13 protein-coding genes are annotated in these 15084 nt (G+C 72.4%); 9 read left to right on the forward strand and 4 right to left on the reverse strand.

The window, feature by feature from the left end:
* Positions 1-29 precede the first annotated feature (29 nt).
* The 3 genes from BM314_RS07505 to BM314_RS07515 are packed head-to-tail and all read left to right on the forward strand — an operon-like array spanning position 30 to position 3242.
* Positions 30-875: an SDR family NAD(P)-dependent oxidoreductase gene (locus BM314_RS07505; protein ID WP_091977722.1), complete on the forward strand. Its 846-nt coding sequence runs from the start codon at positions 30-32 to the stop codon at positions 873-875.
* Position 876: 1 nt separating this feature from the next.
* Positions 877-1779 carry an alpha/beta hydrolase gene (locus BM314_RS07510; RefSeq protein ID WP_091679093.1) on the forward strand — a complete coding sequence of 301 codons (903 nt, stop codon included), beginning with the start codon at positions 877-879 and terminating at the stop codon, positions 1777-1779.
* A complete protein-coding gene (locus tag BM314_RS07515) occupies positions 1776-3242 on the forward strand; it encodes a flavin-containing monooxygenase (RefSeq protein ID WP_091977723.1) in 1467 nt (488 codons plus the stop codon). The genes BM314_RS07510 and BM314_RS07515 overlap by 4 nt, the downstream gene beginning before the upstream one ends.
* A gap of 68 nt (positions 3243-3310) precedes the next feature.
* Here the strand turns inward: BM314_RS07515 and BM314_RS07520 are convergent, their stop codons facing one another.
* On the reverse strand, positions 3311-3964 hold the full coding sequence (locus BM314_RS07520) for a protein-L-isoaspartate O-methyltransferase family protein (RefSeq protein ID WP_091977724.1): 654 nt from the start codon (positions 3962-3964) through the stop codon (positions 3311-3313).
* Positions 3965-4281: 317 nt separating this feature from the next.
* On the opposite strand from BM314_RS07520, the gene BM314_RS07525 reads away from it, so the two are divergent.
* Both BM314_RS07525 and BM314_RS07530 read left to right on the forward strand, forming a co-directional pair.
* Positions 4282-5556, forward strand: coding sequence for a PQQ-dependent sugar dehydrogenase (locus BM314_RS07525; protein ID WP_170868060.1), 1275 nt, complete (start codon positions 4282-4284; stop codon positions 5554-5556).
* Entirely contained in the window at positions 5556-6146 is a 591-nt protein-coding gene (locus BM314_RS07530; RefSeq protein ID WP_091977725.1) for a c-type cytochrome, read from the forward strand. The genes BM314_RS07525 and BM314_RS07530 overlap by 1 nt, the downstream gene beginning before the upstream one ends.
* A gap of 144 nt (positions 6147-6290) precedes the next feature.
* On the opposite strand, the gene BM314_RS07535 is transcribed toward BM314_RS07530, so the two are convergent.
* The gene (locus BM314_RS07535) at positions 6291-7061 is read right to left on the reverse strand and encodes an MOSC domain-containing protein (protein ID WP_042671271.1); all 771 of its coding nucleotides are present in this window, start codon (positions 7059-7061) and stop codon (positions 6291-6293) included.
* 198 nt (positions 7062-7259) lie between these two features.
* On the opposite strand from BM314_RS07535, the gene clpB reads away from it, so the two are divergent.
* From clpB to BM314_RS07555, 4 genes are all read left to right on the forward strand, one after another.
* Positions 7260-9884, forward strand: coding sequence for an ATP-dependent chaperone ClpB (gene clpB, locus BM314_RS07540; protein WP_091925350.1), 2625 nt, complete (start codon positions 7260-7262; stop codon positions 9882-9884).
* 182 nt (positions 9885-10066) lie between these two features.
* Positions 10067-10516, forward strand: coding sequence for a hypothetical protein (locus BM314_RS07545; protein ID WP_091977726.1), 450 nt, complete (start codon positions 10067-10069; stop codon positions 10514-10516).
* A gap of 334 nt (positions 10517-10850) precedes the next feature.
* Positions 10851-11312, forward strand: a complete 462-nt coding sequence (locus tag BM314_RS07550) for a hypothetical protein (protein ID WP_091977727.1) — start codon at positions 10851-10853, stop codon at positions 11310-11312.
* Between the two features lie 259 nt (positions 11313-11571).
* The gene (locus tag BM314_RS07555) at positions 11572-13521 is read left to right on the forward strand and encodes a DUF4139 domain-containing protein (protein ID WP_244539881.1); all 1950 of its coding nucleotides are present in this window, start codon (positions 11572-11574) and stop codon (positions 13519-13521) included.
* Positions 13522-13615: 94 nt separating this feature from the next.
* Here the strand turns inward: BM314_RS07555 and BM314_RS07560 are convergent, their stop codons facing one another.
* Positions 13616-14512 (reverse strand): inositol monophosphatase family protein, encoded by an 897-nt coding sequence (locus BM314_RS07560; RefSeq protein WP_091977729.1) that lies wholly within the window; start codon positions 14510-14512, stop codon positions 13616-13618.
* A complete protein-coding gene (locus tag BM314_RS07565) occupies positions 14509-15084 on the reverse strand; it encodes an NUDIX domain-containing protein (protein WP_091977730.1) in 576 nt (191 codons plus the stop codon). The genes BM314_RS07560 and BM314_RS07565 overlap by 4 nt, the downstream gene beginning before the upstream one ends.

Below are 15084 nucleotides of genomic sequence, written 5' to 3' on the forward strand. Positions count from 1 at the left end.
ATCCAGATCGGCGGCACGGGGGGCGCGGTTTGGCACAGCGGTTCCAACTCGCGGGCGCGGTGGCCCTGATCACCGGGGCGGCGAGCGGCATCGGCGCGGCGCTGGCCGAGGGCCTCGCCGCGAAGGGCTGCACCCTTCTCCTGGTGGACCGAGACGAGACCGGCCTCGCGGCCGTCGCCGCGAAGATCCGCGGCGTCACGGTGGAGACGCGCGTCCTCGACCTCACGGATGCCGAGGGGATCCGCGCGCTGCCCGCCTGGGTCGCGGAGCGGTCCGGGCATCTCGACCTCCTCATCAACAATGCCGGCGTCGCCCTCGGCGGCCGGTTCGACGAGACGCATCTCGACGATTTCGAGTGGCTTCTCGACATCAACCTGCGCGCCGTCGTGCGGATGTGCCACGCCTTCCTGCCGATGCTCCGCGCCCGGCCGGCGGCGCAGATCGTCAACCTGTCGAGCCTGTTCGGTCTGATCGCGCCGCCGGGCCAGGTCGCCTACTGCACCAGCAAGTTCGGCGTGCGCGGCTTCTCGGAGGCGCTGCGGCACGAGTACGCCGGCACCGGCCTCGGGGTGACGGTGGTCCACCCGGGCGGCGTCGCCACCGCCATCTCCCGCAACGCCCGCGGCCGGCGGCCGCCGAGCGATCCGGAGGCTGCGAAGCGCGCGGCCGTAGAGGACGAGGAGGCGCGGGAGGCGTTCGGCAAGCTCCTGACCCTGGCGCCCGCCGACGCGGCCGCCGACATCATCCGCGGCATCGAGGCCCGGGCGCCTCGGATCGTCATCGGCAAGGACGCGAAGAACGCCGCGCTGATCCAGCGGCTGATGCCGGTGGGCTACTGGAAGACGATCGTGCGCCTGTCCGGCGGGACGCTCTGAGATGGCGAGCCTGCGCGCGTATCTCGGGGCCTACATGGTCCGCAGCCGGGTCCGCGGCCCCCTGTCCCGGGCGCGGGACGCGGCCGCGTTCCGCCGGATCTTCGAGGCACCGACCTTCCCCGACCCCAAGGGCGTCACCTACGAGCCGGGCATCGTCGGTGGCGTGAAGGGCGAGTGGGTCCGGCCGAAAGCGGGCCCCGGCCGGCGGATGCTCTACATCCACGGCGGCGGCTTCATCGCCTGCTCGCCGCGGACGCACCGTCCGGTCACCGGCGCGCTGGCGAACCGGGGCTTCACGATCTTCGCGCCCGAGTACCGCCTCGCCCCCGAGCACCCGTTCCCCGCGGCGGTCGACGACGTCACGGCGGTATGGGCGGCGTTCAGCGCCGAGGGGGCCGCCTGCGTGGCGGGCGAGTCGGCCGGCGGCAACCTCGCCCTCGTGCTGATGGGCGAGGCCCGCGCCCGCGGCCTGCCGATGCCCTGGGCGGCGGCCCTGTTCTCGCCGGCCACGGACTTCATGTCCGAGGACGGATCGCGGGTGACCAATGCGTGGCGCGACGCCATGTTCGACCCGCAGGCGCTCGCGGCGATCCGGCCGATGTATCTGGGCGCCGCCGATCCGGCCGATCCGCGGGTCTCGCCGCTCTACGGCGACCCGACCGGCTTCCCGCCGCTGCTGTTCCATGTCGGCGCCCGTGAGGTCCTGCGCGACGATTCCGTGCGCATGGCGGAGCGGGCCCGCAGGGCCGGCGTCGAGACGGAGCTCAAGCTGTTCCCGGTCGTGTCCCACGCCTGGCAGTTCGCCGCCAGCATGCTGCCGGAGGCGCGGACCTCCCTCGACGAGGCCGCGGCCTTCCTGACGGCGCACGCGCCGCACGCCCCGTCCGGGAGCACCCAGCGATGACCGAGCCCGCAGACGAGACCCTGGCCGTCCTGATCGTCGGCGCCGGATTCTCGGGGCTCGCGATGGCGATCCGCTGCCGGCAGGCGGGAATCAGCCCGCTGCGGGTGATCGAGAAGGCCGACGGCATCGGCGGCACGTGGCACGACAACACCTACCCGGGGGCGGCCTGCGACGTCCCCTCGCACCTCTACTCGCTGTCCTTCGCGCCGAAGGCCGACTGGAGCCGGATGTACGCGCCGCAGCCGGAGATCCTGGCCTATCTCCGGGACACCGCCGAGCGGAACGGCCTGACACCCCTGATCCAGCTCGGGACGACCTTCACCGGCGCCACCTGGGACGCGGCGCGCGCCCTGTGGCACGTGGAGACCGACCGGGGACCGATCACGGCGCGCGCGATCGTCGCGGGCATGGGCGGGCTCCACCATCCGGCCTACCCGGACATCCCCGGCCGCGACGCGTTCGCCGGCCCCGCCTTCCACACGGCGGCCTGGGACCACTCCGCGGTGCTGGCCGGCAAGCGGGTCGGGGTGATCGGCACCGGCGCCAGCGCGATCCAGGTGGTGCCGGAACTCGCTGCCGTCGCGTCGCACCTGACGCTGTTCCAGCGCACCCCGCCCTGGATCATGCCCAAGAACGACCACGCCATCGCGGAGCGGGCCCGGGAGCGCTACCGGCGCCTGCCGCTCAGCCGGCGGCTCGAGCGGGCGCGGTTGTTCTGGCTGCACGAGGTGCGGGCGCTGCTCGGCTTCACCAAGGTCTCGAAGCTCACCGGCCAGGCCGAGTCCCTGGCGCGGCACCATCTCGCCAAGGCGGTCCCCGACAAGGCCCTGCGGGCGAAGCTGACGCCGAATTACCGCCTCGGCTGCAAGCGGGTGCTGATCTCCGACGAGTACTACCCCGCGCTCCAGCGTCCGAACGTCACCCTGGAGACGGACGGCATCGCCCGGATCACCGAGACCGGCGTGACCACCGAGGCCGGGCGGCATCACGACCTCGACGTGATCGTCTATGCCACGGGCTTCGACGTGGCCGCGACCTTCGCGCGGATGCACCTCGTCGGCCGCGACGGCCGGAGCTTGACTGAGGCCTGGTCCGGCGGCGTGGGCGCCTATCAGGGCATCACGGTCGCGGGATTCCCCAATTTCTTCATGCTGCTCGGGCCCAATACCGGGCTGGGCCACAACTCGGTCATCTCGATGATCGAGATCCAGGTGCAGCACGTCCTCGACTGCCTGAAGGCGCTGCGCCGCGGGAGGCAGACCATCGAGGTCCGGCCGGAGGCCCAGGCCCGGTTCGTGGACCGGATCCACAGCCGCATGGCCGACAGCATCTGGCAGGCCGGCGGTTGCCGCAGCTGGTACCTCGACGCGTCCGGGCGCAACAACACCCTCTGGCCCGACTCGGTGATGGCCTATCGCCGGAGCGCCCGCCGGGCCCGGCTGGGGGATTACAGGCTCGGCTGATCGGGGCCTGCGGCGCAGTCACGGATCCGCCCGCGCCGACGGGGGCGGACGCGATCCGGCGCGCGCTGTCAGAACGCGAAGCCGGCTTCCACCGCGAAGGCCTCGAGACCGGGCAGCGACGCGTCGAACAGCGGCCGAGCGCCGAACGCGTCGCCGGCGCGCACGAAGAGCGTGACCTTGGCGTTGCGGTGCGGACCGAACACGCAGACCAGGCGACCGTCGTCCTTGAGCTGGTTCAGCAGCGCCTGCGGCCGGACCTCGACCCGGCCGTTGATCAGGATGACGTCGAAGGGGCCCTGCTTGGGCGCACCGTCGGCGATCGGGCCTTCGATCACCTGGGCGGAGGCGCCGAGCCGGGTGCGCGCCGCCGCGGCGAGATCGGGCACCGATTCCAGCGCCGTCACCTGCGCGCCGAGTTCCGCCATGACGGCGGCGGCGTAGCCGTAGCCGGTGGCGACGTCGAGGGCGGCGACGCCCGGCCGGACCCGCAGGGCCTGGATCATCCGGGCTACGACCATCGGGGCCGGCATGCAGCGGGTCTCGCCGCCGGCCTCGCCCAGGTTCAGGGTCTGGTCGATATACGCGAAGGGCTCGCGGCCCTTCGGCACGAAGGCCTCGCGCGGCACGGTGTCGAACGCGTCGAGCACCGTGTTGTCGTTCACGTCGAAGGTCCGCAACTGGCAGTCGACCATCATCCGCCGCGCCTGCGCGTAATCGATCATCGATACGTGTCCTCGAACCGGATCGGAACGCCGCGTCGGCCGGACTCCGGCGGACGGCCGGCAGCCCCGGCCAAGCCTAAGCTTCCCGGACGGGGGGCGTTTTCGGAGATCATTGCCCAAAACGCAAGGTGAGCCGACGCGACAGCCGAAGATGGCCCCGGAGGACGCGGCGGCGCACCGAATCCCGGCCGACGTTACGGCGGCCGCGGAGTGTCGCCTCCCTGCCGCCCGGGCCGGTCGCACTCCCCGGCGGACCGTTGAATAAAGAGTGCAGAGCGAGCGGGCGGTCCGCGAGGCCGCCGCCACCGGGAGACATCATGACGCCGATCAACCAGCCGATCCTGACCCGCGGCCTCGCCGCCGCCCTCGCCGGACTCAGTCTCGGCCTGATGGGATCCGGCCCGGTCGTCGCGCAGGAGACGCCCGCGACCGCCGCCCCGCCGCCCAGCGTCCAGGTCGATCGCGGCTCGGCGCTCTACGGCCGGCCCGAGGGCGGCGCCGCGGCCAAGCTCGCGCCGGTGGCCGGACCGCCTCTGGCGACCGCGGCCGCCAAGCTGCCGCTCGACAAGCTGAAGGTCCCGGAGGGTTTCAAGATCGAGGTCTACGCCAGCGGCCTCGCCAACGCCCGCGAGATGACCCAGGCGCCGGACGGCACGCTGTACGTGGGCACCCGGACGGTGGGGAAGGTCTACGCGGTGCTGCCGAACCCGGACGGTGACGGGAAGCGCGCGGTGAAGACCATCGCGACGGGCCTGCACCGGCCGAACGGCGTCGCGTACCACGACGGTGCCCTCTACGTGGCCGAACTCTCGAAGATCTGGCGCTACGATGACATCGCCAACCACCTCGACGGTGCGGCGAAGCCGACCCTGGTCTACGACGACCTGCCGAAGGACGAGGCCCACGGCTGGAAGTTCATCGCCATCGGCCCGGACAACAAGCTCTACGTCCCGGTCGGCGCGCCGGGCAACATCGTGATGCCGCCGGACACGCACGCGCAGATCCGGCGCATGGACCTCGACGGCAAGAACGCCGAAGTGGTCGCCCGCGGCGTGCGCAACACCGTCGGGTTCGACTGGAACCCGAAGACCAAGCAGCTCTGGTTCACCGATAACGGCCGCGACTGGGTCTCCGAGGACATCCCGAACGACGAGCTGAACGTGCTCACGGAGCCGGGCAAGCAGCATTTCGGCTATCCGTACTGCCACCAGGGCACGTTCACGGATCCGGAATACGGCTGGGGCCATGCCTGCTCGGAATTCACCGCGCCGGCGGCGCTCCTCGGCCCGCACACGGCCTCCCTCGGCCTGCGGTTCTACACCGGCACGCAGTTCCCGGAGGCTTACCGCGACGCGATGTTCGTCGCCCGGCACGGCTCGTGGAACCGCACGACCAAGCTCGGCGGCGACGTGGTCGTGGCTAAGCCCGGACCGGACGGCAAGACCGCCGCGGTTGAGCCGTTCCTGACCGGCTTCCTCCAGGACAACAAGTATGTCGGCCGGCCCGTCGACGTGCTGGTCGCCAAGGACGGAGCGCTGCTCGTCTCCGACGATTACAACGGCGCGATCTACCGCGTCAGCTACGGCCGGTGATGCGCCGCCCCACCCGGGCAGCCCGCGGGCTGGTCCCCGCCCTCGGCGGGCTGCTGCTGGCGGGCGCGGCGCTCGCCGCCCCGGACGCGGCGATGCAGGAGCGCCTCGCCCCCTGCATCGGCTGCCACGGGGCCGGCACGTCGGCGACGGAGGGCGTGCCCTCGCTCGGCGGGCAGCTCCCGGACTACGTGGTCACGCAGCTCTTCCAGTTCCGGGAGAAACAGCGGGAGGCGCCGCCGATGAACGAGGTCGCTGCCGGATTCTCCGACGACGACCTGCGCGCTTACGCCGACGCGGTGGCGACGCTGCCGCCGCCCGCCTGGTCCGGGCCGCCGGCCGACGCGGCCCTGGCGGCGCGCGCGCAGGCGCTGGTCACCAAGCACCAGTGCAATTCCTGCCACGGGCCGGATCTCGCGGGCCGGGACGCGATCCCGCGGATCCGCGCGCAGCGGGAGGAGTATCTCGCCAAGGCGCTCGCCGGCTACAAGTCGAACGCCCGGCCCGGCTACGACCCCGCCATGAACGAGGTCGCGCAGGCCCTGAGCGACGCGGACATCAAGGATCTCGCTGCCTACGTGTCACGGCTCTGACACGACGTCCCGCTGACCGCGCCCACCCGTCATCACGAGCGCAGCGAAGTGACCCAGGGCGGCGCGCGGCGTGTCAGCGTGGCGCTGCCTCGCTCGCTTCGCTGCTCTCGCAACAACGGCAGCGCTGGGATCACCCGTCGCGCGTCACCCCACCACGCGCAACGCGTCGCCCCGCGCCAGCGGCCCGCCGGCGATCACCTCCGCGTAGACGCCGAGGTCGCGGTGCCCGAGGCGCGCGTCGAGGGTCCAGGGGATGTCGCAGTCGCGCACGCCGCTGACCGGGTCGACGTTGGTCGCCGCGCATCGCACCGTCCGCTTGGTGATCTTGAGCCGCAACCCGCTCGGCGCCTCGACCACCTGCCCGACCATCTCCAGCTCGGCGAAGGGTTCGAGCCCCTCGACCAGCAGGTTGCCGCGGAAGCGCAGCGGGTCCACGGGCGCGCCGAGGTAGTCCTCCACCGCGGCCACGCTCGCCCGGTTGATGAGCGACACGTAGCCGGTCGGGGAGTCGGTGAACCGGTACTGCGGCGGCGCGGCGAGGACCTTCGGCTCGCCCCGGAGGCTCTCGGGGACGTAGCGCCGCATCAGCTCCGCGAGGCCCTCGCGACCCGCCTCGGTGTCGAGCCGGAAGGCCTGCGGGTCGCCGTACCCCTCCACGGTCAGCGTCGCCGTGGCATCGTCGTAGCGGGTGCGCAGGCGGGCGAGCGCCTCGTCGCGCATGAGCATCAGGTACTTGGTCTTGGGCTGGTGGCGGGGCGCAACCGCGTTGAAGCCCGACGGACCGTTCTCGATGGCGTAGAGCCGGTCGCCCGGGAAGTGGCCGCTGGTCTCGAGCTCCGCCCGCTCGACGGGTTCGGGGCTCAGGCCCTTCACCGGGTAGCGATACAGGGCGCTGACATGAATCAATGCGGTCATGCGCGGAGCGTGGCCCTGAAATGATCCGGCGCGCAAGAGCTTCGCGGCCCCTTGTGGTGCTCAATTGCAACACCACATCGGGTCTACCGGCGGCCACCACGGCGCCGGGGCCCTCGCGCGGCGGATAGCCGGAGGGCGACGTTTCGGTGGCGCCGCGCCTCTCATCGGGCGGCGGATGCCGGTACGGGAGGGTTGTGCATGAACTTCGAGAAGTACACCGAGCGCGCCCGCGGCTTCGTGCAGGCGGCTCAGAACCTCGCGATGCGCGAGGGACATCCCCAGCTTCAGCCGGGCCACCTGCTCAAGGTGCTGCTCGACGATCCGGAGGGCCTCTGCGCCGGCCTGATCGACCGCGCGGGCGGCCAGTCGCGCGTCGCGCTGGCTCAGACCGAGCAGTGGCTCGCCAAGCAGCCGAAGGTCTCCGGCAACGCGTCCGCCCCGCAGGCGACACGTGAGCTGATGCGCCTGTTCGACACCGCCGAGAAGGCCGCCGAGAAGGCGGGCGATTCCTACGTGACGGTGGAGCGGCTGCTCCTTGCCCTGGCGGTGGAGAAGGATTCCGAGGCCGGCCGCGCGCTCCAGGCGGCAGGCGTCACCCCGGCTTCGCTCAACGCCGCGATCAACGCCCTGCGCAAGGGCCGCACCGCCGACAATGCCTCGGCCGAGAACGCCTATGACGCGCTGAAGAAGTATGCCCGCGACCTCACCGAGGCCGCCCGAGAGGGCAAGCTCGACCCGGTCATCGGCCGCGACGAGGAGATCCGGCGGACCATCCAGGTCCTGTCCCGGCGGACCAAGAACAACCCGGTCCTCATCGGCGAGCCCGGCGTCGGCAAGACCGCGATCGTCGAGGGTCTGGCCCTGCGCATCGTCAACGGCGACGTGCCCGAATCCCTGCGGGACAAGAGCCTCCTCGCCCTCGACATGGGTGCGCTGATCGCCGGCGCGAAGTATCGCGGCGAGTTCGAGGAGCGGCTGAAGGGCGTGCTCTCCGAGGTCACGGCGGCCGAGGGCGGCATCATCCTGTTCATCGACGAGATGCACACGCTGGTCGGCGCCGGGAAGGCGGACGGCGCCATGGACGCCTCGAATCTCCTGAAGCCCGCGCTCGCCCGCGGCGAGTTGCACTGCGTCGGCGCGACCACGCTCGACGAGTACCGCAAGCACGTCGAGAAGGACGCGGCGCTCGCCCGTCGCTTTCAGCCGGTCTTCGTGTCGGAGCCGACCGTGGAGGACACGGTCTCGATCCTGCGCGGCTTGAAGGAGAAGTACGAGCAGCACCACGGCGTGCGCATCCAGGATTCGGCCCTGGTCGCGGCCGCGACGCTGTCGAACCGCTACATCACCGACCGGTTCCTTCCCGACAAGGCGATCGACCTCGTGGACGAGGCCGGCTCGCGCCTGCGCATGCAGGTCGATTCGAAGCCCGAGGAGCTCGACAACATCGACCGCGAGATCGTCCGGCTGAAGATCGAGGGCGAGGCGCTCAAGAAGGAGACCGATTCCGCCTCCCGCGACCGGCTGGTTCGGCTGGAGAAGGAACTCGGCGACCTGGAGGAGCGCTCAGCGGCGATCACCGCCCGGTGGAAGGCCGAGAAGGACAAGCTCGGGACGGCGGCCGGCCTCAAGAAGAAGCTCGACGAGGCCCGCAACGACCTCGCCGCGGCGCAGCGCCAGGGCCAGTACCAGCGCGCGGGTGAGCTCGCCTACGGGGTCATCCCGGGCCTGGAGAAGCAGCTCGCCGAGATCGAGGCGAAGGCGGAGAACGGCCGCGACGCGATGATGGAGGAGGCGGTCACGCCCGCCCACGTCGCCGGGGTCGTCTCCCGCTGGACCGGCGTGCCGGTCGACAAGATGCTGGAGGGCGAGCGGGAGAAGCTCCTGGCCATGGAGGAGGCGCTGTCCAAGCGCGTCGTCGGCCAGCGCGAGGCGGTGGAGGCGGTCTCGACCGCGGTCCGGCGCGCCCGCGCCGGGCTTCAGGATCCGAACCGGCCGATCGGCTCGTTCATGTTCCTGGGCCCGACGGGCGTCGGCAAGACCGAGCTGACCAAGGCTCTGGCCGGCTTCCTGTTCGACGACGACACGGCGCTCGTGCGCATCGACATGTCCGAGTACATGGAGAAGCACGCGGTCGCCCGGCTGATTGGCGCGCCTCCGGGCTACGTCGGCTATGAGGAGGGCGGCGCCCTCACCGAGGCCGTGCGGCGCCGGCCTTACCAGGTCGTGCTGTTCGACGAGGTCGAGAAGGCGCACCCGGACGTGTTCAACGTCCTGCTGCAGGTTCTCGACGACGGGCGGCTCACCGACGGCCAGGGGCGGACGGTCGACTTCCGCAACACGCTGCTGATCATGACCTCGAATCTCGGGGCCGAGTATCTGGTGAACCAGCCCGCGGGCCAGGACACCGACGCGGTCCGCGAGGAGGTGATGGGCGTGGTGCGGGGGCACTTCCGGCCGGAATTCCTGAACCGGGTCGACGAGATCATCCTGTTCCACCGCCTCGCGCGGTCGGAGATGGGTGCGATCGTCGAGATCCAGCTCGGGCGCCTGCAGAAGCTCTTGGACGATCGCAAGATCACCCTGGAGGTCGACGAGGAGGCCAAGAACTGGCTCGCCGACAAGGGCTACGACCCGGCCTACGGGGCGCGGCCGCTGAAGCGGGTGATCCAGAAGAACGTCCAGGATCCGCTGGCCGAGCTGGTGCTCTCCGGCAAGGTCCACGACGGCGAGACGGTGCCGGTCCGCCTCGGGCCGATGGGCCTGATGATCGGCGACGTGACGGTCGGGGCCGAGCGCCGCCCGGTCAACGCGACGCTGAACTGATCGGCCGGACGGTCGAGGGGCGGCGCACCGGCACTCGGTGCGCCGCCCGGTCCGTCGCGCCTCTCGGACACGGGCCCTCACGAGGCGGCCCCCGCGGGAGGACGGGCGCGCGGCACCGACCGTCGAGGCCGGGATGAGCTAGTGCGCTGGACAGGGCGGACGGGTGCCCGAATCCTGGCGCCATGCGCCCTGCCGTCGCCGCCCTTCTCGTCGCCGTGCCGCTCGCCGCAGCGGCGGACGATCTCCCGCCGCCGGTGGCTGCGGCCATCGCCGAGGTCGAGGCCGCCTGCGGATCCGCGCCGGCGACTCTCGATCCGTTCGTCATCGACCGGCAGGACGTGAACGGTGACGGGGTGACGGACTTCATCCTCAACGTCGGCGGCCTCCGATGCGGCGACGAAGAAGTCTCTCAGTGCGGCCTCATGGGATGCCCGAAGATCGTCCTCGCATCCTCGAAGAACGGGTTCGTCGTGGTGCTGGACATCTACGCGCACGACCTCCGGTTTCGCGCGCTGAATGGCCGGCCGGCGGCTTCGGCGAACGACGAGGGATGGAATTGCGGCTCGGTCCGGAGAGGGCCGGGCCGCACGACCTTCCTGTGGGACGGGACGCGCTTCGCCTGCGCCGAGTAGAGGTTGTCTGGCTCTCCGGCGCCGCAGGCAGGCGGTCGCTCCCCGGGTCGACGCTCGGGGAAGCGCCGGGAGAGCACAGGACCGGTCACCCACCCTCGCTGGATGCGCGGATGTCCGATACGGCTTCGGCGCCCTCGCCGGTGACGTCGCCCTGTCGAGCGGCGCCCTCATTCCCGCTGTCGACCGTGCCCACAGCGTCGCGGTCACCATCCGTCCGGACGGCGCGAACGCGCTGCGCGCCTGGGTCGAAGGAAGGCCCGGCACGTAGCCTCCATCGGGGCCGCGATGAGCTAGTGCGCTGGACAGGGCGGACGGGCCTGAGGATCCTGGCCGCATGCGTCGCGCCCTCGCCGCCCTGGCTCTCGCCCTCCCGCCCGCCGTCCCGCTCACCGCCGCGGCGGACGATCTCCCGCAGCCGGTCGCGGCGGCGGCCGCGCGGGCCGAGGCGTCCTGCGGGTCCGAGCCGGCCACGCTCAAGCCGGGTTTCATCACCCGCCAGGACGTGAACGGCGACGCTGTACCGGACTTCATCCTGGATTTCGCGGCCGTCCAATGCGGCGATGACGAGTCCGCCGCGTGCGGCACCGCGGGCTGCGAGATGCAGGTCTTCGCCTCGACGACGGACGGGTTCGTGGACGCCTTCGACGCCGTCGCCCACGACCTCCGATTCCGCACGGTGGGAGGCCGCCCGGCGGTCATCGTCGATATGACCGGGGCGACGTGCGGACGATCCGGGCAGGATCCGTGCGGCGCGATCGCCGTCTGGAACGGCAGGACATTCGGCCGGACACGGTAGGGTGCATCCGCGGACCGCAGCCTTCCCCCATCGCGCCGCCGTTCCCGTCCCGCCGCATCGGCGCCGCGCCCCGGCGCGCCCCGGCGCGGACAGCACGGGAGGGGCCCCCGGCGATCGGTTCACGCCCGCGCGCGTCACGAAGCCTTTGCCGGACGGCGCCCGGTCGGCCAGGGTGGGACCGCGTGCGGCGGGCGCGCCCTGACTGGAGCCAGACGAATTGATCCGATCGCATCTGACCTTAGCCGGAGTCCTCGTGTCCATGATTGCAGCCGCACCGCCCCTGATGGCAGCGCCCGACGGCATCCGCGCGGTGACCTTGTCGAGCGGCGGCCTGGCCGAAGTGACCCTGGTCCATGCCGTCGACGGCGACGGGACGATCGGGCTCAGCGTCCGGCCCGAGCAGGTCGACGACATCCTCAAGAGCCTCGTCGTGCGCGATCCCGTCGGAACCGTCGGCGCCCTGCGCCTGGACGGGGTGGATCAGGCCGACGAGACCCTGCGGACGATGCCGTTCACCGCGGACGACCTGTCCGCGCCGACCCGCCTCGTGGGCAAGCTGCAGGGCGTCCCGATCCGGGTCCAGAGCGGCGGGCGCACGCTCGAAGGGCGGGTGCTCGGCGTGTCCGAGCGGAATGCCGGGACTGAGACCGGCGACGTCTCGATCCTGACCGTCCTGACCGCGACCGGCACGCTCGAATCCGTGCCGATCGAGGACGGCGCCTCCGTGACGATCCTCGACCCGGCCATGGCGGCCAAGATCGCCGAGGCTATCGCGGCGGCCGGGAAGACCAAGGTCGGCGACGCCCACCGGGTCGAGATCGCCGTCTCCGGGCAGGGCCAACGCGAGGTCCGGTTGACCTACGTCGTCGCCGCGCCCGTCTGGAAGACGAGCTACCGCATCGTCGATGGCGGCGGCGGCCGCGCGAACCTGCAGGCCTGGGCCATTATCGAGAACGCCCTCGGCGCCGACTGGACGGGCGTCGACGTCACCCTCTCGTCCGGCTCGCCGGTGGCGCTCCTCCAGCGCCTGCACAAGCGCTACTGGCGCAAGAGACCGGAGGCGCCGGTAATGGTCGAGGATGTCGGCATGCCGGACCTCGACCCGGGCACGGTCGCGTCGAAGTCGGTCGCGCGCCTGCGCGCCCCGGCCCCCGCCGCCGCGCCCCTTCCGGCCCCGATGGCGCGGATGGACACCCGCGACAGCCGCATGGAGGCCGCGGAACCGAGCTACGACGCCGCGGCCGCCACCGCGGGCGCCGCCGCCAGCGAGGGGGATGTCGCGGCGAACTTCACGCTGCCGCATCCGGTCGATCTGCGCGCCGGCGGCACGCTGTCGGTGCCGTTCCTCGATATCGAGATCGAGGCCGAGCGGGTCGCCCTCTGGAAGCCAGGCCAGGGGGTTCACCCGATCGCGGCCCTCCGGATCCGCAACAGCGCCGGCGCGACCCTGCCGGCGGGCCTCATCACCCTCTACGACCGCAAGGCCGGCTACCTGGGGGACGCCCGTCTGCCCGCGACGCCCGTCGGCGAGCAGCGGCTCGCCAGCTTCGCCCTCGACCGCAAGGTCGCCGTCCAGGCGGAGACCGCGCCGAGCGACGCCCTGACCAAGATCACCGTGGTCGACGGCGTGGCGCGCGCGACGGTGATCGCCCGGGAGGTCACGACCTACACGATCAAGGGTGCGCCGGACGCCGCCCGCTCCGTGATCATCGAGCATCCCCGACGGGATGGCTGGACCCTCACCGCGTCCGCTCGCGACGGCGAGACCCCCTCGGCCTATCGCCTCAAGGTCGCGGTTCCCGCCGGCGGGACGGCCGAGACCCGGGCCGTGCTCGAGCGCGTCCGGATCGACGCCTACGACCTCGTCGACGCCGACGAGGCGCTGCTCGTCCGGTGGGCCTCCCTGGCGACCGACCCGGAGCTGGGCGGCAAGCTCAAGACCCTCTCCCAGGCCCGCGCCGAGGTCGCCGCGGCGACCCGGACCGTCGAGGAGATCGGCGAGCGCGCGGCGAAGGTGCAGGCGGAGCAGGAGCGCATCCGCAGCAATCTCGGCGCCGTTCCGAAGGACAGCGAGCTGGCGCGCCGCTATCTCAGCCGCATGGGTGCCCAGGAGGACGAGCTGGCGAAGCTCGATACCGCCCGGACCCAGGCCGAGGACGGGCTCAGGGCGTCGCAGGCGCGGATCCGGTCGCTGATCGCGGCGCTCTGAGAGCGGTCCCGGATCCCCGCGCGATCCGGGACCGCCCGATCGACGGCCATCCCGGCCCGGACGCGACCCGGACGCGGCCCGGCAGGGCCCTGTCCTAGGCGGGGCGGATGGCCGTCGCCAGATCGGCGGCCTGCGCGCGATCCCGGCACACCAGCCAGAGGTCGTCATGGGCCGACAGCTCGGCGTCGAACAGGTCCACGAAGTCCGCCGGCGGATCCCCGAGATCGGGCCAGTGGAACAGGCGGAAGCCCAGTGCCTCGAACAGCGGGAGGATCGGGCCCAGGTCCCACAATCGGTTGTTGCTCAGGGTCGCGTCGAGGCGCCCGGTGGCCAGGAGCGCGGCGTCCGAGATCGCCCCGCCCTCGCTCCAGGGGAACCAGCCGCGGCCGTAATCCAGGGTGTAGCGCTGCGCCGTCACCGACAGCCAGCCGACATGGCCGGTCCGGCGCTCCGGGCGCTCGAGCGGGCGCAGCGCCGTCGTCATGCGGCCGCCGCGGGTCGGGGCCCAGTAGGCGCGGCCCTCGCTCGCCGCCAGCAGGAGACCCTCCGTGGCTTCCGCCGGTACGACCCCGGCCGGTGCGGAGCGGTCCTCGTTCCAGGCCGGCAGGCTCATGACGCAGGCCCGGGGCCAGCCACCGCGGCAGGCCGCCACCATCACGCCCCAGCCCGACAGGCCGCCCGCGAAGGGCCGGGTCCCGTCGATCGGGTCGCCCACGAAGGTCCAGGCGTCGCGGGCGAGCAGCGCCCGGGCCGCCGCCTGTCCGAGATCCTCGGCGGTCTCCTCCTCGATCAGGTCGGGGCCGAACCGCGCGTGCATCAACCGGCTGACGGCGAGGTCGGCCTCGGTCAGCGCCTGGCCGAGATCCGGACCCTTGTTGCTCATCGCGAGGCCTCCCGCCCGCATGGCGAGGGCCAGCGGGGCCGCCTCCTCGGCGAAGGCGAGCATCGCCGCGAGGACATCCGGCGCGGGTGCGGTGGGCGAGAGGGTCATGCGGCGAACAGTTCGGGGCTTCGGAGCATCAGGGCCTGGACGAGAACCAGGGTCTTGAGATCGGGCAGGCGGCCGGCCCGGGCCTGTTCCGCCAGCGCGGCCAGCGGCATCTCCACGGCCACCACCTGCTCGCCCTCCGCGTGCAGGCCCCCGCCAAGGCCGACCCGGTCGGCCGCGGCGTAGGGCGCCAGGTAGAGCCAGAGGCGCTCCGAGGACACGCTCGGCATGCTGTAGGCGTGGGCGACCGGCTCCAGCCGGGTCAGCCGGACGCCCGCCTCCTCCATCGCCTCCCGGATCGCCGTCGCCTCGGGGGCGCCCCCGTCGAGGCCGCCCGCCGGGGCTTCGTCGAACTCGGCCGACTCACCCCAGAAGGCGGGCCCGACCCGCGCCTGACGGACGAGCAGCGCCACGCGCCGCTCGGGATCGTAGGGCAGCACGCAGGCCGCCTGCCCGTGGTCCTCCAGCGCCCGCCGCACGGTGCTGCCGTCCTGCAGCGTCAGCGTGGCGATGCCGAAGGTGTTCCAGCCGCGGTGGATCACCTGCAGCGGCAGGGCGGGCGGGATCTCGACCAT

The organism is Methylobacterium sp. 13MFTsu3.1M2, assembly GCF_900112625.1.
Classification (GTDB): Bacteria; Pseudomonadota; Alphaproteobacteria; order Rhizobiales; family Beijerinckiaceae; genus Methylobacterium.

What these genes read in the sequence shown, in the direction of transcription:
- BM314_RS07510 (WP_091679093.1), top strand. Translation starts at nt 877, where the DNA reads ATGGCGAGCCTGCGCGCGTATCTCGGGGCCTACATGGTCCGCAGCCGG.
- BM314_RS07515 (WP_091977723.1), top strand. Translation starts at nt 1,776, where the DNA reads ATGACCGAGCCCGCAGACGAGACCCTGGCCGTCCTGATCGTCGGCGCC.
- BM314_RS07520 (WP_091977724.1), bottom strand. Translation starts at nt 3,964, where the DNA reads ATGATCGATTACGCGCAGGCGCGGCGGATGATGGTCGACTGCCAGTTG.
- BM314_RS07525 (WP_170868060.1), top strand. Translation starts at nt 4,282, where the DNA reads ATGACGCCGATCAACCAGCCGATCCTGACCCGCGGCCTCGCCGCCGCC.
- BM314_RS07530 (WP_091977725.1), top strand. Translation starts at nt 5,556, where the DNA reads ATGCGCCGCCCCACCCGGGCAGCCCGCGGGCTGGTCCCCGCCCTCGGC.
- BM314_RS07535 (WP_042671271.1), bottom strand. Translation starts at nt 7,061, where the DNA reads ATGACCGCATTGATTCATGTCAGCGCCCTGTATCGCTACCCGGTGAAG.
- clpB (WP_091925350.1), top strand. Translation starts at nt 7,260, where the DNA reads ATGAACTTCGAGAAGTACACCGAGCGCGCCCGCGGCTTCGTGCAGGCG.
- BM314_RS07545 (WP_091977726.1), top strand. Translation starts at nt 10,067, where the DNA reads ATGCGCCCTGCCGTCGCCGCCCTTCTCGTCGCCGTGCCGCTCGCCGCA.
- BM314_RS07550 (WP_091977727.1), top strand. Translation starts at nt 10,851, where the DNA reads ATGCGTCGCGCCCTCGCCGCCCTGGCTCTCGCCCTCCCGCCCGCCGTC.
- BM314_RS07555 (WP_244539881.1), top strand. Translation starts at nt 11,572, where the DNA reads ATGATTGCAGCCGCACCGCCCCTGATGGCAGCGCCCGACGGCATCCGC.
- BM314_RS07560 (WP_091977729.1), bottom strand. Translation starts at nt 14,512, where the DNA reads ATGACCCTCTCGCCCACCGCACCCGCGCCGGATGTCCTCGCGGCGATG.
- BM314_RS07565 (WP_091977730.1), bottom strand. Translation starts at nt 15,084, where the DNA reads ATGGTCGAGATCCCGCCCGCCCTGCCGCTGCAGGTGATCCACCGCGGC.